The 24540-nt window shown below is 72.3% G+C and carries 22 protein-coding genes; 16 read left to right on the top strand and 6 right to left on the bottom strand.

Annotation, left to right across the window (positions count from 1 at the left end; translation table 11 throughout):
* The first annotated feature begins 50 nt into the window (after positions 1 to 50).
* Entirely contained in the window at positions 51 to 1166 is a 1116-nt protein-coding gene (locus tag ACFV9W_RS06870) for an alkene reductase (RefSeq protein ID WP_385756326.1), read from the top strand.
* 192 nt (positions 1167 to 1358) lie between these two features.
* The gene (locus ACFV9W_RS06865) at positions 1359 to 1940 is read left to right on the top strand and encodes a dihydrofolate reductase family protein (protein ID WP_385756324.1); all 582 of its coding nucleotides are present in this window, start codon (positions 1359 to 1361) and stop codon (positions 1938 to 1940) included.
* Between the two features lie 28 nt (positions 1941 to 1968).
* Here the strand turns inward: ACFV9W_RS06865 and ACFV9W_RS06860 are convergent, their stop codons facing one another.
* From ACFV9W_RS06860 to ACFV9W_RS06850, 3 genes are all read right to left on the bottom strand, one after another.
* Positions 1969 to 3306: a M1 family metallopeptidase gene (locus ACFV9W_RS06860; protein ID WP_385756322.1), complete on the bottom strand. Its 1338-nt coding sequence runs from the start codon at positions 3304 to 3306 to the stop codon at positions 1969 to 1971.
* A gap of 89 nt (positions 3307 to 3395) precedes the next feature.
* On the bottom strand, positions 3396 to 7289 hold the full coding sequence (locus ACFV9W_RS06855) for a Pls/PosA family non-ribosomal peptide synthetase (RefSeq protein ID WP_385756321.1): 3894 nt from the start codon (positions 7287 to 7289) through the stop codon (positions 3396 to 3398).
* 293 nt (positions 7290 to 7582) lie between these two features.
* Positions 7583 to 8377, bottom strand: coding sequence for a hypothetical protein (locus ACFV9W_RS06850; protein ID WP_385756319.1), 795 nt, complete (start codon positions 8375 to 8377; stop codon positions 7583 to 7585).
* A gap of 275 nt (positions 8378 to 8652) precedes the next feature.
* Between ACFV9W_RS06850 and ACFV9W_RS06845 the strand changes: the two genes are divergently transcribed.
* Positions 8653 to 9210 (top strand): DUF1648 domain-containing protein, encoded by a 558-nt coding sequence (locus tag ACFV9W_RS06845; protein WP_385756317.1) that lies wholly within the window; start codon positions 8653 to 8655, stop codon positions 9208 to 9210.
* Between the two features lie 25 nt (positions 9211 to 9235).
* On the opposite strand, the gene ACFV9W_RS06840 is transcribed toward ACFV9W_RS06845, so the two are convergent.
* Entirely contained in the window at positions 9236 to 10546 is a 1311-nt protein-coding gene (locus ACFV9W_RS06840) for a glycoside hydrolase family 125 protein (RefSeq protein ID WP_385756316.1), read from the bottom strand.
* A 427-nt stretch (positions 10547 to 10973) separates the two neighbouring features.
* Here ACFV9W_RS06840 and ACFV9W_RS06835 point away from each other — a divergent pair, with 427 nt between their 5' ends.
* Both ACFV9W_RS06835 and ACFV9W_RS06830 read left to right on the top strand, forming a co-directional pair.
* Entirely contained in the window at positions 10974 to 11918 is a 945-nt protein-coding gene (locus ACFV9W_RS06835; protein ID WP_385756315.1) for an alpha/beta hydrolase, read from the top strand.
* A 3-nt stretch (positions 11919 to 11921) separates the two neighbouring features.
* Complete coding sequence (locus ACFV9W_RS06830; RefSeq protein ID WP_385756313.1) at positions 11922 to 13514, top strand: flavin-containing monooxygenase; 1593 nt, start codon at positions 11922 to 11924, stop codon at positions 13512 to 13514.
* A gap of 27 nt (positions 13515 to 13541) precedes the next feature.
* Here ACFV9W_RS06830 and ACFV9W_RS06825 read toward each other — a convergent pair whose 3' ends face one another.
* On the bottom strand, positions 13542 to 14501 hold the full coding sequence (locus tag ACFV9W_RS06825) for a hypothetical protein (protein ID WP_385756311.1): 960 nt from the start codon (positions 14499 to 14501) through the stop codon (positions 13542 to 13544).
* A gap of 145 nt (positions 14502 to 14646) precedes the next feature.
* Here ACFV9W_RS06825 and ACFV9W_RS06820 point away from each other — a divergent pair, with 145 nt between their 5' ends.
* The 7 genes from ACFV9W_RS06820 to ACFV9W_RS06790 all read left to right on the top strand — a co-directional run bounded on the left by ACFV9W_RS06820 (position 14647) and on the right by ACFV9W_RS06790 (position 20907).
* Positions 14647 to 15300 (top strand): hypothetical protein, encoded by a 654-nt coding sequence (locus tag ACFV9W_RS06820; RefSeq protein ID WP_385756309.1) that lies wholly within the window; start codon positions 14647 to 14649, stop codon positions 15298 to 15300.
* Between the two features lie 220 nt (positions 15301 to 15520).
* On the top strand, positions 15521 to 17020 hold the full coding sequence (locus ACFV9W_RS06815) for a sensor histidine kinase (protein ID WP_385756307.1): 1500 nt from the start codon (positions 15521 to 15523) through the stop codon (positions 17018 to 17020).
* Positions 17013 to 17435: a roadblock/LC7 domain-containing protein gene (locus ACFV9W_RS06810; protein WP_385756305.1), complete on the top strand. Its 423-nt coding sequence runs from the start codon at positions 17013 to 17015 to the stop codon at positions 17433 to 17435. Before ACFV9W_RS06815 ends, ACFV9W_RS06810 begins: the two co-directional genes overlap by 8 nt.
* Entirely contained in the window at positions 17432 to 17791 is a 360-nt protein-coding gene (locus ACFV9W_RS06805) for a DUF742 domain-containing protein (protein WP_385756304.1), read from the top strand. The genes ACFV9W_RS06810 and ACFV9W_RS06805 overlap by 4 nt, the downstream gene beginning before the upstream one ends.
* The gene (locus tag ACFV9W_RS06800) at positions 17766 to 18440 is read left to right on the top strand and encodes an ATP/GTP-binding protein (protein WP_385756302.1); all 675 of its coding nucleotides are present in this window, start codon (positions 17766 to 17768) and stop codon (positions 18438 to 18440) included. Before ACFV9W_RS06805 ends, ACFV9W_RS06800 begins: the two co-directional genes overlap by 26 nt.
* Positions 18437 to 19672 (top strand): cytochrome P450, encoded by a 1236-nt coding sequence (locus ACFV9W_RS06795; protein ID WP_385756301.1) that lies wholly within the window; start codon positions 18437 to 18439, stop codon positions 19670 to 19672. The genes ACFV9W_RS06800 and ACFV9W_RS06795 overlap by 4 nt, the downstream gene beginning before the upstream one ends.
* Positions 19669 to 20907 (top strand): cytochrome P450, encoded by a 1239-nt coding sequence (locus tag ACFV9W_RS06790; RefSeq protein WP_385756299.1) that lies wholly within the window; start codon positions 19669 to 19671, stop codon positions 20905 to 20907. Before ACFV9W_RS06795 ends, ACFV9W_RS06790 begins: the two co-directional genes overlap by 4 nt.
* Before the next feature lies 1 nt (position 20908).
* Here the strand turns inward: ACFV9W_RS06790 and ACFV9W_RS06785 are convergent, their stop codons facing one another.
* The gene (locus ACFV9W_RS06785; protein WP_385756298.1) at positions 20909 to 21490 is read right to left on the bottom strand and encodes a DsbA family protein; all 582 of its coding nucleotides are present in this window, start codon (positions 21488 to 21490) and stop codon (positions 20909 to 20911) included.
* Between the two features lie 94 nt (positions 21491 to 21584).
* Here ACFV9W_RS06785 and ACFV9W_RS06780 point away from each other — a divergent pair, with 94 nt between their 5' ends.
* The 4 genes from ACFV9W_RS06780 (at position 21585) to ACFV9W_RS06765 (ending at position 24500) form a co-directional block, all read left to right on the top strand.
* The gene (locus tag ACFV9W_RS06780; RefSeq protein WP_385756297.1) at positions 21585 to 21911 is read left to right on the top strand and encodes a hypothetical protein; all 327 of its coding nucleotides are present in this window, start codon (positions 21585 to 21587) and stop codon (positions 21909 to 21911) included.
* 153 nt (positions 21912 to 22064) lie between these two features.
* On the top strand, positions 22065 to 22394 hold the full coding sequence (locus ACFV9W_RS06775; protein WP_385756296.1) for a hypothetical protein: 330 nt from the start codon (positions 22065 to 22067) through the stop codon (positions 22392 to 22394).
* Positions 22391 to 23596 (top strand): cupin domain-containing protein, encoded by a 1206-nt coding sequence (locus ACFV9W_RS06770; RefSeq protein ID WP_385756294.1) that lies wholly within the window; start codon positions 22391 to 22393, stop codon positions 23594 to 23596. Before ACFV9W_RS06775 ends, ACFV9W_RS06770 begins: the two co-directional genes overlap by 4 nt.
* A 7-nt stretch (positions 23597 to 23603) precedes the next feature.
* Positions 23604 to 24500 carry a sucrase ferredoxin gene (locus tag ACFV9W_RS06765; protein ID WP_385756292.1) on the top strand — a complete coding sequence of 299 codons (897 nt, stop codon included), beginning with the start codon at positions 23604 to 23606 and terminating at the stop codon, positions 24498 to 24500.
* Positions 24501 to 24540: the final 40 nt, after the last annotated feature.

Here is a 24540-nt window from a genome sequence, read left to right as displayed (position 1 = left end):
TCGGCTCAAGGCTTGAACCTGACACTGGTGTCACATTCTACGGTTCCCGCATGACGAACACCGCTACTTCTCAGCTCCTCGCCCCCTACGCCTCCGACAGCCTCACCCTCCCCAACCGTCTCGTGATGGCCCCGATGACACGGTTTCGCGCGCACGAGGACGGGACCCCGCTCCCGGTGGTCGCGGACTACTACGCGCAGCGCGCGGAAGCGGGACTCCTCGTGACGGAGGGCATCTGGCCACACCGCCGGGGACAGAGCGGCTGGCGCATCCCCGGGCTGGAGACCGAGGCCCACATCGTCGGCTGGCGCGCGGTGACCGAGGCCGTACACGCACGTGGCGGTCGGATCTTCGCTCAGCTCATGCACGGCGGACGCCAGGGCCACCCGCGCTCACGGCTGCTGGGCGACGTTCCGGCCGGGCCATCCGCCGTGCCGGTCCCAGGGCCCGTGCACGTCAAGGACGGCAAGGCCGAGGCGCCCGTGCCACGCACGATGACGAAGGACGACATCCGTACCGCGATCGACGATCACGTTGCCGCCGCACGCAACGCCCTGCAGGCCGGCTTCGACGGCGTGGAGATCCACGGCGCCAACAGTTACCTGACCCACCAGTTCCTCGCCGACAACACCAACCTCCGCACCGACGCGTACGGACGAGACAAGACCCGGTTCGCCGTCGAACTGGTCACCGCAGTCGCCGAGGCCGTCGGAGCGCACCGGCTCGGGCTCCGCCTCTCTCCCGGCAACCCACAATTCGGCATGTCCGAGCGCTCCCCGGCTCCCGTGTACCGAGCACTGCTCGATGCGCTGGCCCCACTCGGCCTGGCCTACCTCCACCTCACCGACAACGACGACTATCCGGCTCTGGCCGATCTGCGACCGCGCTGGAAGGGCACGCTCATCGCCAACGTCGGCGAGAACCATGTGCCCACCACACAGCACCAGGGAGAACACGTACTCGCACAGGGCCACGCCGACCTCGTCTCCTTCGGCCGAGCCTTCCTCGCGCACCCCGACCTGCCCGCGCGCATTGCCGCGAACGACCCGCTCGACACACCGATCGACACGGAGCACCTCTACACACACGGCGCACGGGGTTACACCGACTATCCGGCGCTCGAAGAACAGCGCGCGAGGCAGCTCACCGGCGCAGCGACACAGTGAACCGCTCGTGCCAGGCGCACTGCACCGTATTGCTTCAAGGCCCTCGCCTTCGCCGAGTGCACCGGCGCCAGAGGGCTCGGTGATCCGAACGAAGCGCCGTGGTTCCATGCCGTTCCGGTCCGGCGATGAATCCTGGCGCGACGGCCGGTCTGCACTTTCGACGGTCGATCCATCGCACACCAGGAGGGCATCATGGCCGCTTCCTACACGTTCGACGTCTTCTCCAGCCTCGACGGGTACGGTGCAGCCGACGGCGGGAGCTGGACCGGGTACTGGGGGAAGCAGGGCCCCGAGCTGCTCGATCACCGCCTCGACCTGTACCGCGAGGAGCAGCGGATGGTCTTCGGGGCGAACACCTACCGGGCGTTCGCGCGGATGCTGGCCTCCAGCACCGAGGACTCGGACGTACGAGACCCCTGGGTGACGCGGATGATCGGCCTGCCGGCCACGGTCGTGTCGAACACGCTGCGAGAGCCGCTGGAATGGCAGGACGCGACCGTCGCGCCGGGCGACGCCGTCGATGTCGTCGCCCGACTCAAGGCGGAGTCCCCGGTGCCGCTGCGGTCGCACGGCAGCCTGGCCATGAACCGCGCGCTGCTGGCGGCCGGCCTGGTGGACCGCGTCCAGGTGACGCTCTTCCCCGTGATCACCGGGAGGACCGGGCTCGACCCGGTCTTCCGGGGCGCGGCCGACTTCGACCTGGAGCTCCTTGAGCAGCGCACGCTCGACAGCCATATTCAGGAACTGGTCTACCGGCCGATCCTGCATGCCTGATCATTCGTGATGGGTCCGGCATGTTTGTTCATTCACGGTCAGGGGCCGCCAGCACCGGTACCTCCGGAAGCGCCGTCCCGTGCACCCATGCCCGGAACACCGCGTCCACGGGCCGCTGCGTGAACCGCTCCAGATGCGCGGCGAACATCTCCGTCGTGACGACGCCGTGCCGGTACAGGTCCGTCCAGGTCCGCAGCGCGCGGAAGAACCCCTCGTCGCCGAGTGCGCAGCGCAGCGCGTGGATCGCCAGGGCGCCGCGTTCGTAGAGGCGGTCGTCGAACATGTGCTTGCGGCCGGGGTCGGCAAGCGACAGGTTCTCGGGGAGCCCGGCGAGCAGACGGTGGGCCGCTGCCGCCAGGTCCTGGGCGGTACGGCCGCCGGAGCGTTCGCACCAGAGCCACTCGGCGTACTTGGCGAGGCCTTCGTTGAGCCAGATGTGCTGCCAGTCGGCGACGGTGACGCTGTTGCCGAACCACTGATGGGCCAGCTCGTGGGCGACGAGCCGCTCCGCACCGCGGGCACCGTCCACGTGGTTGGTGCCGAACAGCGACAGGCCCTGCGCCTCGACGGGTACGTCCAGCTCCTCATCCGTGACCACCACCGCGTACTCGCGGAAGGGGTAGGGGCCGAACAGCTCCTGGAACAGGTCCATCATCTGCGGCTGGCGCGCGAAGTCGCGGGAGAACTCGGTCAGCAGGTGGGCCGGGAAGTGCCCGGTCTGCGGCACCCCGTCGAGCCCCGGATCGCCGAGCAGCGCCGTCTGGAATCTGCCGATGGCCAGTCCGACCAGATAGCTGGAGGTGGGCGCGGGCTGCTCGTACAGCCAGGTCGTGGTCGATGCCCTGGTCGTCCGGGTGAGGAGGCGACCGCCGATCACGACCTGGTACGCGGAGGGGGTGGTCAGGGAGATCTGGTACGCGGCCTTGTCGGCGGGCCGGTCGTTGCACGGGTACCAGGAGGGGGCGCCGACCGGCTGGCTGGCGACGAGCGCGCCGTCGGTCAGCTCCTCCCAGCCCAGGCCTCCCCAGCTGCTCTTGACCGGCTTGGGATTCCCCGAGTAGTGCACCTCGACGGTGAACGCGGCGCTCGCTGCCAGCGGCTTCGCCGGCCGGATCCGCAGCCGGCCGCCGCGCAGCGTGTAGTGCGCGGGGCGGCCGTCGACCCGGACCCGCCCGATGCGGAAGTCGGCGAGATTCAGCAGGAACTCGTCGAGTTCGGCGTGTCCCGCGATGGCGCTGAGGCGGGCCGTGCCTGCCAGCCGGTTGGGCTCGGGGCGGTAGTCCAGGTCGAGTTCGTAGCGGTGCACCCGGTAGCGGGGGTCCCCATTGGACGGGAAGTAGGGGTCCGGCTTGTGCTGACCGTTCACGACTCGACCGCTCCCTGTCCCCGCGCCCGGTCTCGCCCCCGGGCCCGTCCTCGTACGACATGGCCAACGCGGGCCCGCCGCCCGCCGGTTCACGGGCGCCAGGCCTCGATCGGGTTGCCCAGCCACCGGCTGCCGGGCGGCACCGATTCGCCGGCCATCACCAGGGACGCGGGCCCCAGCGTGCTGCGGGCGCCGAGTTCGCTGCCCGGCAGCACGATTCCGCCAGGACCCAGCGTGGCGCCCTCGCGGAGGGTCACAGTATCCGTCCGCAAGATCCGGTCGTGGAAGAGGTGCGTCTGCAGGACACAGCCCCGGTTCACGGTCGCCCCCGCCTCCAGGGTGACCAGGTCGGTCTCCGGCAGCCAGTAGCTCTCGCACCACACGCCCGCCCCGATGCGCGCGCCGAGCCCGCGCAGCCAGGCCGTCAGGACGGGGGTGCCGGGCACGGACCCGGCGAGCCACGGCACGGCGAGCATCTCCACGAACGTGTCGGCCAGTTCGCCCCGCCACACGAAACCGCACCACAGCGGGTGCTCGCCCGTGCGGTGGCGGCCGACCAGGAGCCACTTGGCCACGATCGACACCGCGCACGCGAGGACGCCCGCCGTCAGCAGGACGGGGCCGCCGAGGAGCGCCGCCGCCCACAGGTCGTACGCCGCGGAGATCGCGGCCAGTGAGCCGAGGACCAGGACGACCAGGGCGGCCGAGCAGAACACCGGGACCAGCCGGCCCAGTTCGACGAGGGCGCGTGCCCAGCGCAGCCGGGCGGGCGGTGCGTAGGTGCGGCTCGGGTCGGCGCCGGTCGCCGGGCGGGGCAGCCGGACCGGCGGCAGGCCCAGGTACGAGCTGCCCTGCTTGGCCTTCTTCGGGGTCGCCGACAGGACGCCGACCAGGCCGTCGTCCGGCACCGAACGGCCGGGTGCCGTCATGCCCGAGTTGCCGAGGAACGCCCGGCGGCCGATCCGGGCGCGCCCGATCCGCACCCAGCCGCCCCCGAGTTCGTACGGCGCGGTCAGTGTGTCGTCGGCGAGGAACGCGCCGTCGCCGACCGTGGTGAGGCCCGGCAGCGCGAGCACCGTGGACACCTCCGCGTCCCGGCCGACGCGCATGCCGAGCAGCCGCATCCACACGGGCGTGACGAGCCCCGCGTACAGGGGGAACAGCGTCTGCCGGGACAGGTCCATCAGCTGGGTGACGGTCCAGGACTGCCAGCCCGCCCGGCTGTGCACCGGGAACGTCCCGGCGGTCAGGCCGAGTCCGACCAGGCGGACACCGGCCAGGATCAGCACGGCGTACGTGAGTCCGTAGGCGAGGGCCGCGGGCACGACGGCGAGCAGACCGCCCCGCACCGCCTCGCCGAGCCCGGCACTCGCGGGCACGAAGGCGCGCGCGACAAGGAGGGCCGGGAGGGCGGAAAGGAGCGGCAGGAGGGTGAGGGCGAGGCCCGCGGCCCCGTACATCGCGCGCCAGCCCGCCGTGCGCGGCGGCCGGTGCTTCGGCCAGTCCCGCTTGGCCTTGCCGAGCTTGACCGCGGGGGAGCCCGCCCAGCGCTGGCCGGTCGGGATGTGGCCCCGGGCGGCGGAGCCCGGCGCGATCTCGGCGCGCTTGCCCACCCGGGTGCCGGGGAACAGCACGCTGCGCGTGCCGACCACGGCGCCCGCGCCGACCTTGACCGTGCCGATCTCCAGGCGGTCGCCGTCGAGCCAGTGCCCCGACAGGTCGACCTCGCTCTCGATGGCGCAGCCGCGGCCGAGCTTGAGCAGCCCGGTGACCGGGGGCAGGGAGTGCAGGTCGACCTCGGGGCCGACGCGGGCGCCGAGCGCGCGGGCGTAGCGCTGTAGCCAGGAGCCGGTCAGCGAGGTGGCGCCGCTGTGCTCGGCGAGGCGTTCGGCGGCCCACAGCCGCAGATGGACACCGCCGCCGCGCGGGTACGTGCCCGGTCCTACGCCCCGCAGCAGCAGCCGGGCGCCGCCCGCCGCGACGGCGAGGCGCCCCGGCGGGCTGAACAGGAGCAGCGCCGCCGGGGCGAGCAGCCACCAGGAGGCGGACGGCGCCCACGCGTAGCCGCCGAGCCGGTGCAGGACGTCGGCCAGGGCGGCGAGCGCGACCGTCCAGCGCAGCCCGTTGAGGGTGAACAGCGGTATCAGGAGCAGCAGTTGGACGAGCTTCGCGCGCGTCGGCACCGGGGTGATCACACGCTGGGCGCCGTCGTCCTGCGCCGACTTCTCCAGGCGGCGGGCCAGCTTGCGCAGGACCGGGCGTTCGTAGATGTCGATGACGGCCGCGCTCGGGTAGCGGGTGCGCAGCCGGGTGGTGAGCTGGGCGGCGGCGAGGCTGCCGCCACCGATGGCGAAGAAGTTGTCGCCCGCGCCGGTGACGGGGACGCCGAGCGTCTCGCTCCACTGCTCGGCAAGCCAGGCCTCCGTGCCGTAGAGCTGCTCGGCCGGGGCGCCTTCGGTCTCCACGTCGGGCAGCGGCCACGGCAGCGCGTCGCGGTCGACCTTGCCCGAGGTGCGCGTGGGCAGCTCGGCGACGGGGGCCAGCAACGGCACCAGGGCTGCGGGGAGTTGGCCCCGCAGTTTGTCGACGGCGGCCGCGTGCTGCCAGCCGTCCTGGGTGACGAGGTATCCGACGAGCAGCTGGTTGCCGCCGCGCGCGGTGCGCACGGCGCAGGCCGCGCCCGCGACACCCGGCAGCGCCTGAAGTGCGGCGTCGACCTCGCCGAGCTCGATGCGCCGGCCGCCGAGCTTGACCTGTTCGTCGCCGCGCCCGAGGAAGACGAGGCCCTCGGGGTCGGCCTTGACCAGGTCGCCGCTCCGGTAGGCCCGCTCCCAGCCCAGGGCGGGCAGCGGCGCGTACTTCTCGGCGTCCTTGGCCGGGTCGAGGTAGCGGGCCAACCCCACTCCGCCGATGACGAGTTGACCGCTCTCGCCCATCGGCACGGGCCGGTCGGCCTCGTCGACGACGGCCAGTTCCCAGCCGTCCAGCGGCAGCCCGATGCGCACCGGTTCGGCGCCGGTCATGAGCGCGGCGCAGGTGACGACGGTGGCCTCGGTGGGCCCGTACGTGTTCCAGACCTCGCGGCCCTCGGTGACCAGGCGCTGGACGAGCTCGGGCGGGCAGGCCTCGCCGCCGAAGATCAGCAGCCGGACGTCGTTGAGGGCCTCTGGCTCCCACAGGGCGGCCAGCGTCGGCACGGTGGAGATCACGGTGATCTCCTGCTCGGCCAGCCAGGGCCCGAGGTCGGCGCCGCCGCGCACCTGGGAACGCGGCACGGGCACCAGGCAGGCGCCGTGCCGCCAGGCGAGCCACATCTCCTCGCAGGACGCGTCGAACGCGACGGACAGGCCCGCCATGACGCGATCCCCCGGCCCGATGGGGTCATCGGCCAGGAACAGCGCGGCCTCCGCGTCCACGAACGCCGCGGCGCCGCGGTTGCTGACGGCGACGCCCTTGGGCCTGCCGGTCGACCCGGAGGTGAAGATGACCCATGCGTCGTCGTCGGGTCCGGGCCGACCGGCGGGGGCGGGGGAGACGTGGGCGACGTCGAACGCGAGCCCCGCCCCGATCACGGTCCGCACCCCCGCCTCGCCGAAGACGAGTTCGGCGCGCTCGTCCGGGTCCTCGGCGTCGACGGGTACATAGGCGGCGCCCACGGCCAGCACGCCGAGGATCGCGACGTACAGCTCGTTCGTCCCCGACGGCACCCGGACGCCGACCCGGTCGCCGCGCCCCACACCCGCCCCGGCCAGACGCCGGCGCAGCCGGTCGACCTCGGCGTCCAGCGCCCGGTACGTCAGACGGCGCACGCCGTCGTCGAGTGCGGGTTCGTCGGGATGCCTGCGGACGGTCGCGTCGAGGATGTCGACCAGGGTGCGCGGGGCGGCGGCGTCCTTCGCGAAGAAGTGCGCCGGAGCGTCGAGCCGTTCGGTCAGCTCCGCTTCCAGCAGGCTGAGCTCGTCGTGTGCGCGAGTGGCGTCCATCGGGTCCCAACGTCGAGACGACGACAGCCGGCGGGCGCGACGCAAATGCCCCCGAACTGCCCGGAGTTGTCCGACCCGGGCCGGACAACCGGGACATGTTACGGCGTCCGGGGCGGCGGGCGCGGATCGTGCAGGTCAATCGGGGCGCGGGGCGGGGCCGTTGAAGGTCTGTGCGCGATCGCCCGGCTGCCGTTCCGACATGGCCGCGCGCACAGCGCGACATCGCCCCGGCGCGGGGAGACTCCCTGCGCCGGGGCGATGTACGGGGAGAGCGTGCGGCCGCCCGTGGGCGGTTAGTTGTGCTCCTCGTCGATGGTGACCGCGGCGCCGTTTTCGATCTTGACGACGACCCGGACGCCGCCCTTCTTGGCCGCGGCCTCGAGCTCGCCCTCGGTGCAGCGCTTGTTGTCGCCGTTCTCGCCGCAGATCCAGCCGTTGCCGTTGATGGTCGTGGCGGTGGCGCTGTAGAAGGCGGTGGTGTTGCCGTCGCTGTCGAGCACGGAGTACTTGCCCGGGGCCATGTAGCCGAGCTCCCCGGAGCGCAGGCCGCTCGGCTTGCCGGTGTCCGAGTCGCCGCCACCGCTGCTGGAGTGGTCCTCGACGATGCTGACGGCCGTGCCGTTCTTGATCTTCACCGTGGCGGAGACGCCCTTCTTGGAGGCGGCCTCGAGCTGCTCCTCGGTGCACTTGGTGGCGGCCTGGCCCTCGGCGTCGCCGCAGATCTCGCCGGCGCCCTGGATGTCCGTGTCGGTCGAGGTGAAGAACGCCTGCTTGGTGTCCTTCAGGTCGGAGACGGTGTACTTGCCGGGTGCCAGGTAGGAGACGTTGCCGAACCAGGTGCCGTTCACGCCCTTGCCCTGCGAGGCGCTCCCGGAACCGCTGCCGGCCTGCGACTCCGAGCCCTCCCCGGCCCCCGAACCGGCGTCGCCGCCCGTGCCCTTCGCGTCCGAGGCCGCGGTCGACGACGACGCCGAGTCGTTCGACGCGGCGCCCTCGTCGGCGCCGCCCTGGCAGGCCGTGAGCAGAGTGGTCGTGGCCATCAGGGCGGCGGCGGTGAGGACGGCCTTGCGGCGGTGGTTGCGAAGCATGATGTGAATCCCCCGTTGCTGGACGGATGTGCGGTCGGTCGAACGATTGGGCCGTGCCCTTGTTCGATCTTGAGCCTGCCTGATCGGATGTGTTCGGGGGAAGCGCCGTTACGAGGTGATGACGATCTCGCCGTGTCCCTAAGACACCTGAGACACCTGGGGCACGGAGAGTGTCTCGCCGGGCTGTAGGGCTTCGCGGTCGCGGCAGTCGGCGGCTGTGATCGTTGCCGGGGGCGGGAAGGGTCACGCGGGCCCTGCCGCCCCACAATGGGGGCATGCCGGAAGCCTCGTACGACCCACCGCGCTATCCCCGGGCCTGGCTGGCGGCCGGTGTGTCGCTGCTGGCCGGGATGACGGCCTGGGGCATCGCCGTGTACCCGAGCCTGCCCGACCGCATCCCGCGGCACATCGGTGGCAGTGGTGTGGACGCCTGGGCGGACAAGTCCGTGGGCGCCGCGTTCATGCTCGTCTTCGTCTACGCGGGTGTGACCGCGCTGCTGTCGGTCACCGCCGCGATGGTGCTGCGGGCCACGCCGACCGCCGAACTGCCCGACGCCGAGCCCCGGTTCGTGGTCGCCGGCAGCCAGCGGCCCGCGACGCGCACCGGAGCCCGCCGGATGGCCGTGGCGCTGCTCGTCACCAACTTCGGGATCGGGCTGTCCTTCGCCGTGGGCAACCTCGTGCAGTGGCGCACGAGCGTCGAGTCCGAGGTTCCGTGGTGGTTCTTCGTCGGGATGCCGGCGCCGATCGCGGCCGGGGCCGGCCTCACCGTCGTCGTAGGGCTGCAGGACCGCAGGGAAGGCAACAGGCTTCGCGCCGCGGCACGTACCTGACGGTCAGCCGGTGCGACCCCTGCGTCTACGCCCGCGCCGACGTGTCCCACAGGGAACGCGTGCCGCACCCGGCCACGTCCAGGGCCAGTTCCGCGTACATGGCGTTGGCCCAGGAGAACCAGTCGCGGGTGAACCGGTCGGGGTCGTCCTTGTGGAACGACTCGTGCATCGCCCCGGTCCCGCCGTCGGTGTCGACGAGCGTGCGCAGCAACCGCAGGCGCTCGTCCGGATCTTCGCTGGTCAGCCCCTCCACGGCGAGGGCGATCGGCCAGATGTAACCGTCGGGGGTGTGGGGGCTGCCCACGCCCTCGGCGGCCGTTCCGCGGTACCAGGTCGGGTTGGCGGGGGAGAGCACGAACGCGCGGGTGGCCAGGTACAGCGGGTCCGACGGGGAGATGTCGGCGACCAGTGGCAGGGACAGCAGGCTGGGCATGTTGGCGTCGTCCGCCAGAAGCGCGTTGCCGAGCCCGTCCACCTCGTAGGCGTAGATCGTCCCCTGGCCGGGGCGGTCGACCGTGCCGTGCCGCCGGGTCGCCGCGCGCAGCTCGCCCGCCAACTGGACGGCCTCGTCGGCGAGTTCGTCGTCCGCCGCGTGCCGCGCCAGCGCGGCGACGCCGTCGAGGGCGGCGGCCGCGCACAGGTTGGCGGGCACGTTGTACCCGTACGTGCACGCGTCGTCGCTCGGCCTGAACGCGCTCCACGTCATCCCGGTCGGGGCGACGGGCGTGCCGCGCCCCTCGTTCCGCAGGGTGTCGGTCGGCGGGACGTTCGCCCGCACGAAGCGGTACTTCGAGAGGTGTTCGTGGTCCTGCTCCGTGCGCCACACGGAGATCGCGGAGCGCGCCGCCTCCAACGCCTGCGCCAGGTGGTCGGTGCGCCCGGTCGCCCGCCAGAAGCGGTGGGCGAACAGGAGCGGGAAGGCGAGGGAGTCGACCTCGTACTTCTCCTCCCAGACCCAGGGGTCCTCGCACAGGTCGCCCGCGTCGTGGGCGCGACCGGACGGCTCGGCGTTGAACGCGTTGGCGTACGGGTTGTGCGCGATCTGGCCGAACTGGCGGCGCAGTACCGCGAGAAGGAGGTCCTGAAGGTCCGTGTCGTCCTTCAGGAGGGCGAGGTACGGCATCATCTGCGTCGTCGAGTCGCGCAGCCACATGGCGGGGATGTCACCCGTCACGACGAAGGCGGTGCCGTCCGGCATCGGGCGGATGGTGCGGGCCAGCGTGTCGTCCAGGCAGCGCACCAGCGTCTGTCCGAAGCGGGGGTCGCCGAGCTCGTCGAGGCGGCGGACCGCCCGCTGGACGACCGGGTTGTGCTGAACGCTGGTGGGGAACGGCATCGTCGGCCTTTCGGTGGCGGGCGATGCCAAACGTAGATCACCAACGTGGGGTGGGGAAGGGTGCGGCGCCCCCGGACGACGACCGGGTCGTCGAGGAGCAGGTGGCCGCGTGCCAGTTTCGCGAAGGAGGGGATGCCCTCGCCGAACAGCACCGGCACCAGGCTGACGCACACCTCGTCCACGAGGCCCAGGTCGAGCGCCTGCCGGGTGATCGCCGGGCTCGCGATGGTGACGTCCCGATCGCCCGCGATCTCCTTGGCCCGGGTGACCACGGGAGACCCAGTCCCCGCCGAGGTCTGGACCCCGCGAGGATCTCCGGCGAGCATGGTCCGTGCACGGTACAGCGGCCGGTGCGCGGGACCGGACCCGCCTGCCGTACGCGCATCACCTCCGAGAAGACGAGCGGGATCGACGAGGGGACGGCCGTATGCCACTGGAACCGGTGACCCAGATGTTCCTGGCGGAACTGGCCGAGGCCGACGGCCCGGCGATGCACGAGTCCACGCCGGCCATCGCCCGGCTGCACGGCCCGATCCTTTCCGGTCTCAGCGGCCGGGGCCCGGACGTCGGCGAGGTGCGGGACGCCAAGGTCGAGGGCCGGGACGGCGGGCGGTTCCGCGTCCGGGTGCTGCGCCCCGAGGGCACCCCGCAGGCGGTCCTCGTGTACTTCCACGGCGGCGGCTGGGTGATCGGTGACATCGACCTGCAGTACGACCACGTGGGCCGCCGCCTCGCGAACGCCACGCAGTCGACCGTGGTGATGGTCAACTACCGCAAGGCGCCCGAGCACCCGTTCCCGACCGCGATCGAGGACAGCTGGGCGGGGCTGACCTGGGCCGCGAAGCACGCGGCCGAACTCGCCCCGGACGGTGCCCCGTTGCTCGTCGCGGGCGACAGCGCGGGTGGCAACATCGCCGCCGTGATGACCCAGTGGGCGCGGGACCGTGGCGGCCCCACCATCGACTACCAGGCCCTCGTCTACCCCGTCACCGACTGCGACCTGGACCGGCCCTCGTACGTCGCGCCGCAGAACCAACTCCTGCTCGCCCGCGACACGATGGCCTGGTTCTGGAGCCACTACCTCCCCGACGAGCGGGCCCGCACCCACCCGGACGCCTCCCCGCTGCGCGCAGACAGCCTCGCGGGCCTGCCCCCCGCTCTCGTGTACGTCGCCGAGTACGACCCGCTGCACGACGAAGGCGTCGCCTACGCGCACGCCCTGCGCGAGGCGGGTGTCCCGGTGGTCCTGGAGGAGGCCGCGGGCCAGATGCACGCCTTCTTCCAGATGGTGGGCATCCTGCCCGGGTTCGAGGACGGGCTGCGCCTGGTCGCGGAGCACATCAACACGTTCGTCGCCGAAAGGACGGTGTGAGCCATGGCCGACCACGACGTGATCGTCATCGGTGCCGGTTTCGCCGGCCTCTACCAACTGCACCGGCTGCGCGCGCTCGGCTTCGACGCCCTCGTCGTCGAGGCGGGCGCGGACGTCGGAGGCACCTGGTACTGGAACCGGTACCCCGGTGCCCGCTGCGACATCGAGTCCGTCGAGTACTCGTACTCCTTCGACGCCGACCTGGAGCAGGAGTGGGACTGGAGCGAGCGCTACGCCGCCCAGCCGGAGATCCTCTCCTACGTCCGCCATGTGGCCGACCGCTTCGACCTGCGCCGGGACATCGTCCTCAACACCCGCGTGGAGTCGCTCGACTGGGACGAGGGAGCGGGCCGCTGGACGGTGAGCGCATCCGACGGCACACTCCGCACCGCGCGCCATGTCATCGCGGCCACCGGGTGTCTGTCCGTGCCCTCCCGGCCCGACTTCGAGGGCCTCGCGGACTTCGCGGGCGAGGTGCTGTGGACGTCGAGCTGGCCGCATGAGGGCGCCGACCTGACCGGCAAGCGGGTCGCCGTGATCGGCACCGGCTCCTCCGGGCTGCAGACCATCACCGCCATCGCCCCGCTGGTCGGCTCGCTCACCGTCTTCCAGCGCACCCCGTCGTACGCGGTGCCCGCCCACAACGGCCCCAACGCCGCCCGCCTCGCCGCGGCGCGGGCGCGCTACCCGGAGCGCCGCGAGGTGTCCCGCGCCTCGTCGAAGGGCTTCGACTGCGACGAGGACGGTCAGGTGCTGCTGACCGAGACCGAAGAGACGGTAATCCGCAGGGAGTTGGACCGCCGCTGGGACGACGGCGGACTGTGCTTCGGCAGCGGTTTCAGCGATCTGCTCAAGGACGCGGAGGCCAACGAGGTCGTCGCCGAGTACGTCCGCGCCCGGATCCGCGAGAAGGTGAAGAGCCCCGAACTCGCCGAACGGCTCACCCCGCGCACGTACCCGATCGCCAGCAAGCGAATGTGTGTCGACACCGGCTACTTCGAGGTGTTCAACCAGGACAACGTCACCCTGGTCGACCTCACGGAACGCCCCATCGAGCGCATCACGGAGCACGGCATCCGCACCGGCGGCGGGGCCGAGCACGATGTCGACGTCATCGTCATGGCGACCGGGTTCGACGCGATGACCGGCGCCCTGAACGCCATCGACATCCGGGGCGCCGACGGCCGCTCACTGCGGGAGAAGTGGGAGCACGGGCCGCGCACCTACCTGGGCCTGATGTCGGCGGGCTTCCCCAACCTGTTCACGGTCACCGGCCCGCAGAGCCCGTCCGTCCTCTCCAACATGATGACCTCGATCGAGCACCACGTGGACTGGATCACCCGCGCCCTCACACACCTGCGCGAGCGCGGACTGCACCGCATGGAGGCCGACCCCGACGCCGAGGACAACTGGGTCAACACGACCAACGACCTCGGCGACCTCACCCTCATGCCGAAGGCCGCGTCCTGGTACATGGGCGCCAACATCCCCGGCAAGCAACGGGTGTTCATGCCCTTCATCGGCGGCGTCGGCCTCTACCGCGACCTCACGAACGGGGTCGCGGTGAGCCACTACCACGGTTTCGAGCTGAGCTGACCGGGAGCGTGCCGATGCTGAGGGGCCCTACTTCTCGACGCGCATCTCGCTGCGGACGTGTCCCGTGAGCTCGGCCGCCTCCTCCTTGGACACCCCGAGGGTCCCGTCGCGCGGGGTGACGATCCCGACCGTCGAGTAGTCGGCCCAGCCGCACCACGTCGTCTCGGTGGCCGGCTCGTTGTCGGCCAGGTCGTTGACCTCGAAGTCCACGCATTCCAGCTCGGCTCCGCTGAGCGAGTCCGCCTCCGCCTCCTCTTGCGTGCTGAAGTACGGGACGAGGTGGCCGGGAGCCTTCTCCGTAGCCGCTCTGACCTTCTTCTCCACGAGTTCGAAGTAGTAGCTCAAGGCCAGTTTCGGGTTCTCGAACCTGCCGTATGCGGCCGTGACCGAGAAGCTCTTGCCGTCCTGCGCACGCTGCAGGGTGTCCTCGGCCGCGCCCGGATCGGAGGTGTCGACGTTGTCGAGGATCTGGTCGGAGTAGGTGGCGGCGAGCTCCGTGGGCTTGTCCATCTCGTGCCACGCGAGCTTCTCGGGATCGTCCGTCGCGAGCTCGGGATCCGCCTGGTCGCCGTTGCGGTAGTAGGCGGAGAACGACATCGTCGACGGCGCGGTCAGCGTGTGCGGGCCGTCGTCCTTGAGGCCCTTGTAACCGAAGAACCAGAACAGCGCGCCGCCGACCGCCACCAGAGCCACCCCCACACCGGCGGTGATCAGCAGGCCCTTGCCACCTCCGCCGCGGCGCGGAGGATATCCGCCCGGCTGCTGCGGAAACCCGAACCCACCTTGCTGCGGCTGCACGAACGGTCCCGGCTGCCCCGGCTGGGCATACGGCCCCGGCTGCCCCTGCTGGCCGTACGGACCCGGCTGCCCCTGCTGCGGAAACGGACTCGGCTGCCCGGGCTGCGCACCGTACGGCCCCGGCTGACCGCCGTACGGCCCCGGCTGCTGGGGGCCGCCGGCGTACGGGCCCGTATGGTTGCTGCTCACTGGTGAATTCCTCCCCCGTGCGGATGCGTCCGCACATCCTGCCCGACGCACCGGGCCCACGCGTAACTCGGTCGCACGACGGGTTCCTCGCTCATCTCGCGCCGTGCAAGGGGGCGTTGTCAGTGGGGCCTGGCAGTGTGGGCGTATGAGTCGGATCATCTCGTTCAGCACGGCGGACAAGGCGCAGGTCATCGGGTTCCTGGGGGCCGCCGAGAAGTTCACCGCCGAGCAGCGGCGCATCGCCGCGTTCATGCAGGAGCGGGCGCAGGCCCGACAGGCGGACGTGGAGTGGCAGGACCTGGGCTGGGAGCTGACGGTGCCCGAGGCGCTTGACCATCTGCTCGCCGGGCACGCCACATGCACGGCGGAGGCGGCGGGCAACGCGTACGCGGCGGCGATGCAGATAGTCATCGACTGCAACGCCTCGGACCCGGTGGACCTCGCCGTCTACTCGAAGCCGGCGACGTTCTTCGACGCGTTGGACATCGAGCTGCGCCGTGCGGGAGTCCCCGTCGGCCTGCTGCCCGGCGACCGTGTCATGGGTGGACTGCCGTCCGAGTTCCCCTTCCCGCTGCCGCTGCCCGAGCACGCGATGGAGAACTTCGGCCACTGGCCCCTGGACCGGGTCAAACCGGCGGTCGAGGCCTACCGCGCGGTTCTGGACAAGGTGCCCGAGGGCTTCGCCTTTGATCTGCAACTGCTCATCGAGCGGCTCGAGTTCGAGCACGAGGAGTGGGAGGAGCACCACGACCGCGACTGGTTCACCCAGGACACGATCTTCTTTTCGATCACCGGGTGACGGGGACCGCCGGTAACCCCCTTGGAGGTGGCGCGCCGTCAAATGGGCCCGTGGCGAGCCGATTCAAGATCCCGAGACGGCTTCACTCGAACGTGTGGCGGGGGGTAGGGTCGAAAGCGGCAGGCGGGCTTCCGGCTTCCGGGCCCTGTCTCCTTCCCCCCCACCCCGTCCCCTCCTCGCAGCCGGCCCCCACGCCCTGTTCCCCTCGAGGTCCGCATCCATGATTGAGATACCCGAGCTGGCCGCGGGCGCGCTGGCCGCCGGGACCGTTTCTGCGTTCGTGCTCGGTGGCGGTCTTGTGAAGGCCCGTCAGCGCGGCGGCAGACAGCGCGTCGAGGCCGCGTCGCTCCGTTCCCGCCTCGAGGCGTCCCGGCTGGAACTCGAGGCGGCCCGCGAGGAGGCCGAGGCCGCCCGCGAGGAGAACGACGAGCTCACCGCGGCGTTCGCGTCCGAGATCGCCCACCTGTCCGGCACCCGCATGCCGGCCACGGCCACCCACGCCGCCCACCCGCACTACAAGGTGCCCGGCCCCCTGCGGCCCGAACTCGGCGGCAAGGAACTGACCGACGGCCTCGACGCCGTGCTCGACGTGCTGCGCGGCGCCATCGCTCAGGAGCGCAAGCGCGTCGACGCCGCCGCCCGTGCCGGGATGCGCGGCGCCACCCGCGAGATCCAGGCGGGCCTGTACCGGCTGCAGGACGTCCTGCGCGGGCTCCAGGAGCGCTACGACGACCCCGAGTTGGCGCAGACCCTGTTCGCGCTCGACCACGAGAACGAGCAGTCGCTGCGCCGCGCGCAGGTCGCCGCCGTGGTCTGCGGCGCCTGGGTCGGCCTCGCCCGCGGCGAGTCGCACCTGGTGGAGGCCGTCACCGGCGGCCAGTCACGGCTCGCCGGATACGAGCGGGTGGAGGTCCACAACCACCTCGAGGACGGCACCGGGCTGATCTCGCACGCCGTCGAGCCGGTCGCCATCATCGTGGCCGAACTGCTCGACAACGCCCTCAGGTACTCCTCGCCCGACACCTCCGTGGGCGTGCACCTCGAACGGGTCCACCACGGCGTCAGCGTGACCGTCGACGACGCCGGTGTCGGCATGAGCTCCGACGAACGGGCCCACGCCCAGCGGATGGTGGCGGGGGAGGAGCCCATCCTCCTGTCGGAGCTCGGCGACCCGCCCCGCATGGGCCTCGCCGCGATCGGCCAGCTCACCCGCCAGTTCGACCTGGCCGTCGACCTGTCCTCGCCCTCCCCGTACGGCGGCGTCCGCGCGGTCCTGCTCGTCCGCGACCACCTGCTGTGCACGATCGCCCCCGAGGCGCGCAAGCCCGCCGCCGCGGCCCCGCGGTCCACGCGCGAGGCCGCCGGCGACACCGGCCACGACACCACCCACGCCCTCGCGGCCGACGAGACACCGGCCGCCCCCGTCGCGGCCCCGGCCGTGCCGTCCGCCCGGCCGGACACCCCGCCCACCGACGGCGACGAGCTGCCCCGGCGCCGCCGCCGGGCCCGCACCGACGCGCGGCCCGCCCCGGGCGCCGCGCCGGCGAAGCCGCGGCCCGCGGCGCACCGCAGCCCCGAGGAGCAGGCCGCCGCGCTCGGCGCCCTCCAGGCGGCCACCGCCGCGGCGCGGGAGGAGCGGCCCGCACAGCAACCGCACGACACCGCCGGCGACCGCCCCGGCACCGGTGAGCACAGTGAAGGGAACACCCCCGATGAGTAGCCGCGACCTCGGCGACAGCGCTTGGGTCCTCGATCCGATCCTGGAGATCCCGCACGTCCAGGCCGCCGTCCTGCTCACCAGGGACGGACTGGTCTCCGGATACACCGAGGCGCTGACGCAGGCGTCCGCGGAGCGTGTCGCCGCCATCACCAGCACCGTGCAGGGCGCGTGCCGCACCGCGGCGGCCGCCTTCGCCGACCAGGAGTCCGCGGACGTACGCCAGGTGGTCATCGAGTCCGACCACGGCTACATCCTCGTCGCGCCCACCGCGCACGGCACCTGTGTGGCCGCCTTCGGTGACCCCGAGGTCCGGCTCGACCTGCTCGGCCACCGGGTCCACTCGCAGGTGGCCAGGCTCGGCGAGAAGGCCATGGCGGCCGCGCCCCGTGGGACCGACGGCGGCACCGGGGAATGACGGGCCGTCGGAGCGGCCGGCCGCTGGTCCCCGCGTACCTCGCCACCGGCGGCGTCGCGCGGCCCAGCCGCAACAGCCTGGAGCGGCTCTCCGTACTGACGGGCGTCGCCGCGCCCTGGCCCGCCGCTCTGCCCGCCGCCCAGCACGCCCTGCTGCGCACCCTCGACGGCGGTTCGCTCACGGTGGTCGAGTCCGCCGCCCTGCTCGAACTGCCGGTCTCCGCCGTGCGGGTGCTCGCCGCCGCACTGATCGACCAGGGGCTCGTGGGCGCCCGCCCGCCGGTCCCGCCCGCCGCGCAGCCCGATCCCGACCTGCTGAAGAGAGTCGCCGATGGCCTCCGCGCCCTCAAGCGCTAAGCCCGCGGGCGCCGAGCCCGAGCCCGCGCTCGCGCCCGCGAGCGCACCGCCCGAGTCCACGGGCGGCAACAGCTCCGTGCATCTCCCGGACACCGCACGCGAGCTGGTGAAGATCCTGGTCACCGGTCCTTTCGGGGTGGGCAAGACCACCCTGATCGACTCCGTCTCCGAGATCCGCCCGCTGCACACCGAGGAGCAGCTCACCGAGGCCTCCGTGGCGGTCGACGACCTCGCGGGCGTGCGGGAGAAGAAGACCACGACCGTCGCCATCGACTTCGGGCGGATCAGCCTCAAGGGCGGGGCCGTGCTCTACCTGTTCGGCACCCCCGGCCAGGAGCGCTTCCGTGCCCTGTGGGACGACATCGCGTACGGCGCCCTCGGCGCGCTCGTGCTGGTCGACACCCGCAGGATCGACGAGTCCTTCGACGCCCTCGGCCTCGTCGAGGAGTCCGGGCTGCCCTACGCCGTCGCCCTCAACACCTTCCCGGACAGCCGCAGTTACACCGAGGAGCAGATCCGGGTCTCCCTCGACCTGGACCCCGACACCCCGATGGTGGTCTGCGACGCCCGCGACACGCACTCCTCCGTCGACGCGCTGCTCGCCCTCGTGCAGCACCTGATCGACCGCAGCATCCCGGAGCCCCGATGACGTATCCCGCGCAGGCCGAGGACTTCCATCTGTCCGCGCCGGTCCGCCTGTGGGAGGACGGCTTCGCCGCCGACCCGCACAGCTACTACGCGGCCCTGCGCGCCCAGGGCCCGGTCGGCCACGCCGAACTCGCCCCCGGCGTCCCCGCGTACGTCGTCACCGACCGGCGGGCCGCCCTCGACCTGCTGCACGACACCGAGGCCTGGTCGCACGACCCGAGGGCGTGGGAGGAGAGCGTCGACGGCGACCTGCCGATCCTCGGCATGATGCGCTGGCGGCCCAACGCCCTGTTCAACGACGGCGATCTGCACGTGCGTTACCGGCGCTCCCTGTCCGATGCCTTCGACCTGGTGGAGCCGCACGACCTGCGCGAGCGGGTGCACCGCGCAGTGGACGTGCTGGCCGCGGGGATGGCGCCGCGGGGGCGGGCCGACCTGGTGAGCGAGTTCGCCCGCCCGCTGATGTCGCTGGTCTTCAACAACCTCTTCGGGCTCCCGGACCGCGAGAGCGACCGCCTCCAGGACGCGATCGCACGGGTGATGGACGGCGGCGAGGACGCCGCGCGCGGCGAGGAGGAGTTCGGCCGCTACATCCTGGACCTCGTCGCCGCCAAGAGCGCCGAGCGCGGCCAGGACCTCACCAGCTGGCTGCTCGACCACCCCCTCGGCCTCACCCCCGAGGAGGTCACCTGGCAGGTCTTCCTGATGCTCGGCGCGGGCCACGAGCCCACCGCCAACCTCGTCTCCAACTCGCTGTCGCGGATCCTCGGCAACCCGGCGTACTACTCGACGCTGACCAGCGGATCCCGGCCGGTCATGGACGCGGTCGTCGAGGTGCTGCGGCACGAGACACCACTCGCCAACTACGGCATCCACTTCGCCCGCGAGCCGCTCACGTTCCATGGTGTGTGGGTGCGCGCCGCCGTCCCCGTCGTCATCTCGTACGGGGCCCTCGGGCAGGCGGCGGAGGCGGACACCACCGTCGACCGTCATCCGCACGACGCCTCGCACCTGTCCTGGTCGGCCGGGGAGCACTCCTGCCCGGTCAAGCAGCACACCCTGCTCATCGCCACCGAGGCCATCGAACGTCTCACCCAGTGGCTGCCCGACCTCGAACCGCTCACGCCGCGCGATCAACTGACCTGGCGCACAGGCCCGTTCCACCGCTCCCTGACGGAACTGCCCGTCCGCTTCGTCCCCCGTACCGCATCCCAGTCAGGAGCAGCCGAGTGACCGAGACCGCGTCTTCGCCCCGTATCGCCATCGACCCGTTCGGCGCCGACCTGCCGGCCGAGGCCGCCCGACTGCGCGCGGCGGGGCCCGTGGTCCCCGTCGAACTGCCCGGTGGCATACCGGCCTGGGCGCCCACCCGCTACGACACGCTGCGCTCGCTGATCCTGGACCCGCAGGTGAGCAAGGACCCGCGCAAGCACTGGTCGCTGTGGTCCGAGGTCGGCGAACACCCGGAGTGGGGCTGGGTCCTCGGCTGGGTCGGCGTGGTCAACATGCTCTCCACCTACGGATCCGACCACACCCGCCTCCGCAAGCTCGTCGCCCCCAGCTTCACCGCCCGCCGCACCGAGGCGATGCGCCCCCGCGTCGAGCACATCACCGAGACACTCCTCAAGGCCCTCGACTCGGCGGCGCCCGACGAGGTCGTGGACCTGCGTCCCACCTACGCCAACCAGCTTCCGATGCAGCTCATCTGCGAACTCTTCGGTGTTCCGGACGAGTTGCTCGGTCCGGTGGAGCGGCTCGTCGACGCCATCATGGACACGTCCGACCCGAGCCCCGAGCACGGCGCGTTCGTGCAGGAGCAGATCGGCACCGTGCTGCCGGCGATCATCGCGCACCGCACCGAGCACCCCGGCGACGACATGACCACCGAGCTGCTGCGGGTGCGCGCGGAGGACGGCGACCGGCTCAGCGAGGAGGAGCTGCTCTACACGCTGCTCCTGGTCATCGGCGCGGGCTTCGAGACGACCGTCAACCTGATCGGCAACGCGGTCGTCGCCCTGCTCACCCACCCCGAGCAGCTCGCCGCCGTCCGCGCGGGCGAGATCTCCTGGGACGCCGTCATCGACGAGACGCTGCGTGTGCACCCCTCCATCGCCAGCCTGCCGCTGCGCTTCGCGGTCACCGACGTGACCGTCGACGGAGTCACCATCCCCGCAGGCGATGCCATCCTCACCACCTACGCCGCCTCGGGCTACGACCCTGAGCACTACGGCCCCACGGCCGACGAGTTCGACGCGACGCACGCCGCCGACGACCACATGTCCTTCGGCATCGGCGTCCACCGCTGCATCGGTGCCCCGCTGGCCCGCCTGGAGGCCCGCACCGCGCTGCCCGCCCTCTTCGACCGCTACCCGGACCTGCGGCTCGCGGTGGCTCCCGAAGAGCTGCGCCAGGTCCCGTCGTTCATCGCGTACGGCTGGCAGCGGATCCCGGTCCACCTGCACGACTGACTCAGGTGTGCAGTCGCGCGCGGAACTCCTGGGGGTCGACGGCGGGGCCGTCGACCTTCACGACGGGCACGACCTCGTCGTCGTACCAGCACACGGGTGTGCCCACGACGCCGTAGGAGTCGAAATCGCCCACGGACCGGGCCGCCCAGTCGCCGTAGGCGTTGTCGATGACCTTCTGGTCGAAGCCGGGGGAGCGGAGGCCGTTGACCTTGCTCGCCAGTGACAGCAGCACCGAGGGCTGCGCGAAGTCGTCGTTGCCCGGCGGGAACGGCTGCGCTTCGAACAGCACGGCCAGGTAGTCCATGAACTGCCGCCGCCCCACGTCGCTCGCCGCGGCGAGGGCGCTCAGGCCGCGCACCGATCCGCTGCCGCCGACCGTGTCGTCGATGGTGGCCGAGAAGTGGAACTTGACCACGTACGTGCCCTCGTCGGCGCCCTGCCGCATGGTGTCGAGCAGACTCACCGCCATGCGGTGACTCGCGCGGTCCCGCAGCTCGAGGAACACCTGGAGCCTGTGGGGGCTGCCCAGGCTTCCGTAGTACAGAACGGTGTCGTCCGAGCCTGTGGTGTTCGCCGGGTTCATGTACAAAATGGTCCCATAACGGCATGAAACGCGCCGGTGTGCCTACCCGGTGCAAGGTCATGCACGACCACGGCGGCCGGGAGATGATGAACCGATGGGGAGCACCGACCAGCCCCGGGCGTACACGGGACACAGCCACCTCTTTCCCGGAGCACGGATCCGCGTGGAGGGCGTCGACGCCCCGGCGGCACACCTCGACACCCCGCAACCGCTGACCTTCGTCGTGCACTTTGCGGACGGCGAGGAGGCCGCTGCCGAGATCCTCGTGCCAGGGGACGGCCGGCCGGATTCGACCGTGCTCGCTGTCGAGGCCCACACCAGCCGCGCGGGCACGGAACTGCCCGCGCAGTCCTGGATGATCAAGGAATCCCTGCTCGACGGCGGCGCGCTCGTACTGCGACTGGGCGTACGGCTCGCGTAGGGACGCGGAGCCACCGCCCTCCTCGTACGGCCACCGGATGCAGACGCCCGACTCCTGGGTGAGCATGGTCGAATCGCCCTCGGTCCGCTGGTGAGCCATGACCGGCCTCATCGACGGGACGACGGCACATGACGTCGATCCAGAGGAGAAACCATGGTCTCCGACCAGGACCCGAACGAGCACGAGGGCCCCGCCGACGGCGGAGCGGCCGGAGTGCCGGGTGTGCACGACGGTGGCGCGGACGGTGGTGCCGAGGGGCCCGCCGACGGTGGTGCGGCCGGGCAGCCCGGTGTGCACGACGGTGGCGCGGACGGTGGTGCCGAGGGACCTGCCGATGGCGGTGCGGCCGGGCAGCCGGGTGTGCAGGACGGCGGTGCGGACGGTGGTGCCGAGGGGCCCGCTGACGGTGGTGCGGCCGGGCAGCCCGGTGTCCATGACGGCGGTGCCGATGGCGGTGCGGACGGCGGCGGTAACGCCTCTTGACCGCTCCCCGGACCGGGTTCCGGAATCCCGGTGGCTCAGCGGGCGCCGGGATTCTGGAGAGCCGTCTGACCGGCCTCGCCCTCGAGGAGTTCGCCCACAAGGTCTGGTCGCGCACCGCGCTGCTCACGACCGCCGCGAGCGACTTCTCCGACGTGTTCGGTGCCGACGCCGTGGACGAACTCGTGTCGGGCCGCGGGCTCCGTACGCCGTTCCTCCGCGTGGCCAAGGACGGCGCCGTGCTCCCCGAGTCCTCGTACACCTCGCCGGCCGGTGTCGGCGCGACCATCGCCGACCAGCTGGACGACACCGCGCTGTGGCGGCTGTTCGCGGACGGCGCCACGCTCGTCCTCCAGGCGCTGCAGCGCACGTGGGCCCCGGTCGGTGACCTGTGCGCGGAACTGAGCGCCGAGCTGGGACACCCCGTGCAGGCCAACGCGTACATCACCCCGCCGCTGAACCGGGGCTTCGACGACCACTACGACGTACACGACGTGTTCGTCGTGCAGATCCAGGGCCGCAAGCGCTGGCTCGTCCACGAGCCCGTGCACCGCGACCCGCTGCGCGACCAGCCCTGGACCGACCGCCGCGAGGCCGTCGCCGAGGCCGCGCGGGGACCCGCGTACATCGACACCGTCCTGGAACCCGGCGATGTGCTGTACCTGCCGCGAGGCTGGCTGCACGCCGCCGAGGCGCAGGGCGAGGTGTCGGTCCATCTGACGCTGGGCGTCCACGTCTGGACCCGGTACGCGCTGGCAGAACGGCTCGCCGAGGCCGCGCTCGACGTGTTGCGCGACGACCCGGAAGCGCGCGCCTCGCTGCCCCTGGGTGACGCGGCGTGGACCGACGCCGTCGACGGCATCAGGGAACGCCTCACCGCCGCCGTCGCCGAGGCCGACCCCGCCCCGCTGTTCCACCGCGCCCGCCGGGGCCAGGCCCGCCCGGCCCCGCTCGGCCCGCTGGCCCAGCTCGCCGCCGTCGACACCCTCGACGCGCAGTCGCCGGTCCGCCTCAGGGCGGCACTCGAAGCCAGGTGGGAGGGCACACGGCTGACGACCCGGGTGGGCTGGCTCGACTTCTCGGAGAGCGACCGGGCCACCGTCAACGGCCTGCTGGACGGCGAGGTCCGCACGGCCGGCGACATCGGCCTGGCCCTCGCCGAAAGACTGCTGCGCGCGGGCGTCCTGGTACCCGCCGGACGGTAGCCGCCCCGTGCCCCCCACCGACCGCTTCTTCTGCGCCGAGGCCGCCCGCATCCGCGGCGACTCCCTCGCGGGCACGGCGCCGCGCGGCGCCGTCTGGGTGCTCATCGAGTACCGGGGCGCCTGGCCCACCAACGGCTTCGACGGCCTCGACCTCGACCCGGAGGTCAAGGCCCACGTCTGGGCCGCCGCCCACGCGGTCAGGGCCCGCATCCTCCTGGTCAGACGGACCGCCCGCCCCCGCCCCGAAGGCCCCGGCCGCTGGGCCGTGTTGCACCACGAACCGTCCGGCGCGCACCGGCAGCGCTGGGGGACCTGGACCCGTGACGCCGATCTGCTGGAGATCGCCGAAGCGCTGCGGACACCGGGCGGGCTCGACCATCCGCCGGTCGTCCTCGTCTGCGTCCACGGCCAGCACGACATCTGCTGCGCGGTGCGCGGACGCCCCGTCGCGAAGGCGCTGAGTGCGCTCTGGCCGAACCTCGTCTGGGAGTGCACCCATGTCGGAGGGGACCGGTTCGCGGCCAACGTCGTCGTCGTGCCCGACGGCGTGTACTACGGCGACCTCGACGCGGACTCGGCCGCCGAGGTCGTCGAGGAACACCTGGCCGGGCGCGTCCACGCCCGGCACCTGCGGGGATACACGGACCTCGCGCCGCCCCAACAGGCCGCCATCACCGCCCTGCTCGCGCACTTCGGCCCCGCCGGCCGCCACGACTACGCCGTCACCGGCACGTCCCGCGACGGCGACGTCTGGCGCGTCCGCGTCGAACTCCACGCGCCGCGGCCGACCGCCTTCGACGTCGAGGTGCACGCCCACCGCACGGCCCCGCACCGGCTGACCTGCCGGGGTCCGCAACCGAGCGCTGCCCTCGCCTACGAGGCACGCTCGATCCGGCCGGTCTGACCCCTCGGCCCGACCGGCCCCTGAACCGTGGGGTGTTCAG

Origin of the sequence: Streptomyces sp. NPDC059897, from assembly GCF_042730865.1 — a bacterium.
Lineage (GTDB): Bacteria > Actinomycetota > Actinomycetes > Streptomycetales > Streptomycetaceae > Streptomyces.
The sequence above is the reverse complement of the archived record's forward strand: the minus strand, read 5'-3'. Positions and strand labels throughout refer to the sequence as shown.

What these genes read in the sequence shown, in the direction of transcription:
- ACFV9W_RS06865 (WP_385756324.1), top strand. Translation starts at nt 1,359, where the DNA reads ATGGCCGCTTCCTACACGTTCGACGTCTTCTCCAGCCTCGACGGGTAC.
- ACFV9W_RS06830 (WP_385756313.1), top strand. Translation starts at nt 11,922, where the DNA reads ATGGCCGACCACGACGTGATCGTCATCGGTGCCGGTTTCGCCGGCCTC.
- ACFV9W_RS06795 (WP_385756301.1), top strand. Translation starts at nt 18,437, where the DNA reads ATGACGTATCCCGCGCAGGCCGAGGACTTCCATCTGTCCGCGCCGGTC.
- ACFV9W_RS06835 (WP_385756315.1), top strand. Translation starts at nt 10,974, where the DNA reads ATGCCACTGGAACCGGTGACCCAGATGTTCCTGGCGGAACTGGCCGAG.
- ACFV9W_RS06800 (WP_385756302.1), top strand. Translation starts at nt 17,766, where the DNA reads ATGGCCTCCGCGCCCTCAAGCGCTAAGCCCGCGGGCGCCGAGCCCGAG.
- ACFV9W_RS06870 (WP_385756326.1), top strand. Translation starts at nt 51, where the DNA reads ATGACGAACACCGCTACTTCTCAGCTCCTCGCCCCCTACGCCTCCGAC.
- ACFV9W_RS06775 (WP_385756296.1), top strand. Translation starts at nt 22,065, where the DNA reads ATGGTCTCCGACCAGGACCCGAACGAGCACGAGGGCCCCGCCGACGGC.
- ACFV9W_RS06785 (WP_385756298.1), bottom strand. Translation starts at nt 21,490, where the DNA reads ATGAACCCGGCGAACACCACAGGCTCGGACGACACCGTTCTGTACTAC.
- ACFV9W_RS06845 (WP_385756317.1), top strand. Translation starts at nt 8,653, where the DNA reads ATGCCGGAAGCCTCGTACGACCCACCGCGCTATCCCCGGGCCTGGCTG.
- ACFV9W_RS06840 (WP_385756316.1), bottom strand. Translation starts at nt 10,546, where the DNA reads ATGCCGTTCCCCACCAGCGTTCAGCACAACCCGGTCGTCCAGCGGGCG.
- ACFV9W_RS06780 (WP_385756297.1), top strand. Translation starts at nt 21,585, where the DNA reads ATGGGGAGCACCGACCAGCCCCGGGCGTACACGGGACACAGCCACCTC.
- ACFV9W_RS06820 (WP_385756309.1), top strand. Translation starts at nt 14,647, where the DNA reads ATGAGTCGGATCATCTCGTTCAGCACGGCGGACAAGGCGCAGGTCATC.
- ACFV9W_RS06805 (WP_385756304.1), top strand. Translation starts at nt 17,432, where the DNA reads ATGACGGGCCGTCGGAGCGGCCGGCCGCTGGTCCCCGCGTACCTCGCC.
- ACFV9W_RS06850 (WP_385756319.1), bottom strand. Translation starts at nt 8,377, where the DNA reads ATGCTTCGCAACCACCGCCGCAAGGCCGTCCTCACCGCCGCCGCCCTG.
- ACFV9W_RS06810 (WP_385756305.1), top strand. Translation starts at nt 17,013, where the DNA reads ATGAGTAGCCGCGACCTCGGCGACAGCGCTTGGGTCCTCGATCCGATC.
- ACFV9W_RS06855 (WP_385756321.1), bottom strand. Translation starts at nt 7,289, where the DNA reads ATGGACGCCACTCGCGCACACGACGAGCTCAGCCTGCTGGAAGCGGAG.
- ACFV9W_RS06815 (WP_385756307.1), top strand. Translation starts at nt 15,521, where the DNA reads ATGATTGAGATACCCGAGCTGGCCGCGGGCGCGCTGGCCGCCGGGACC.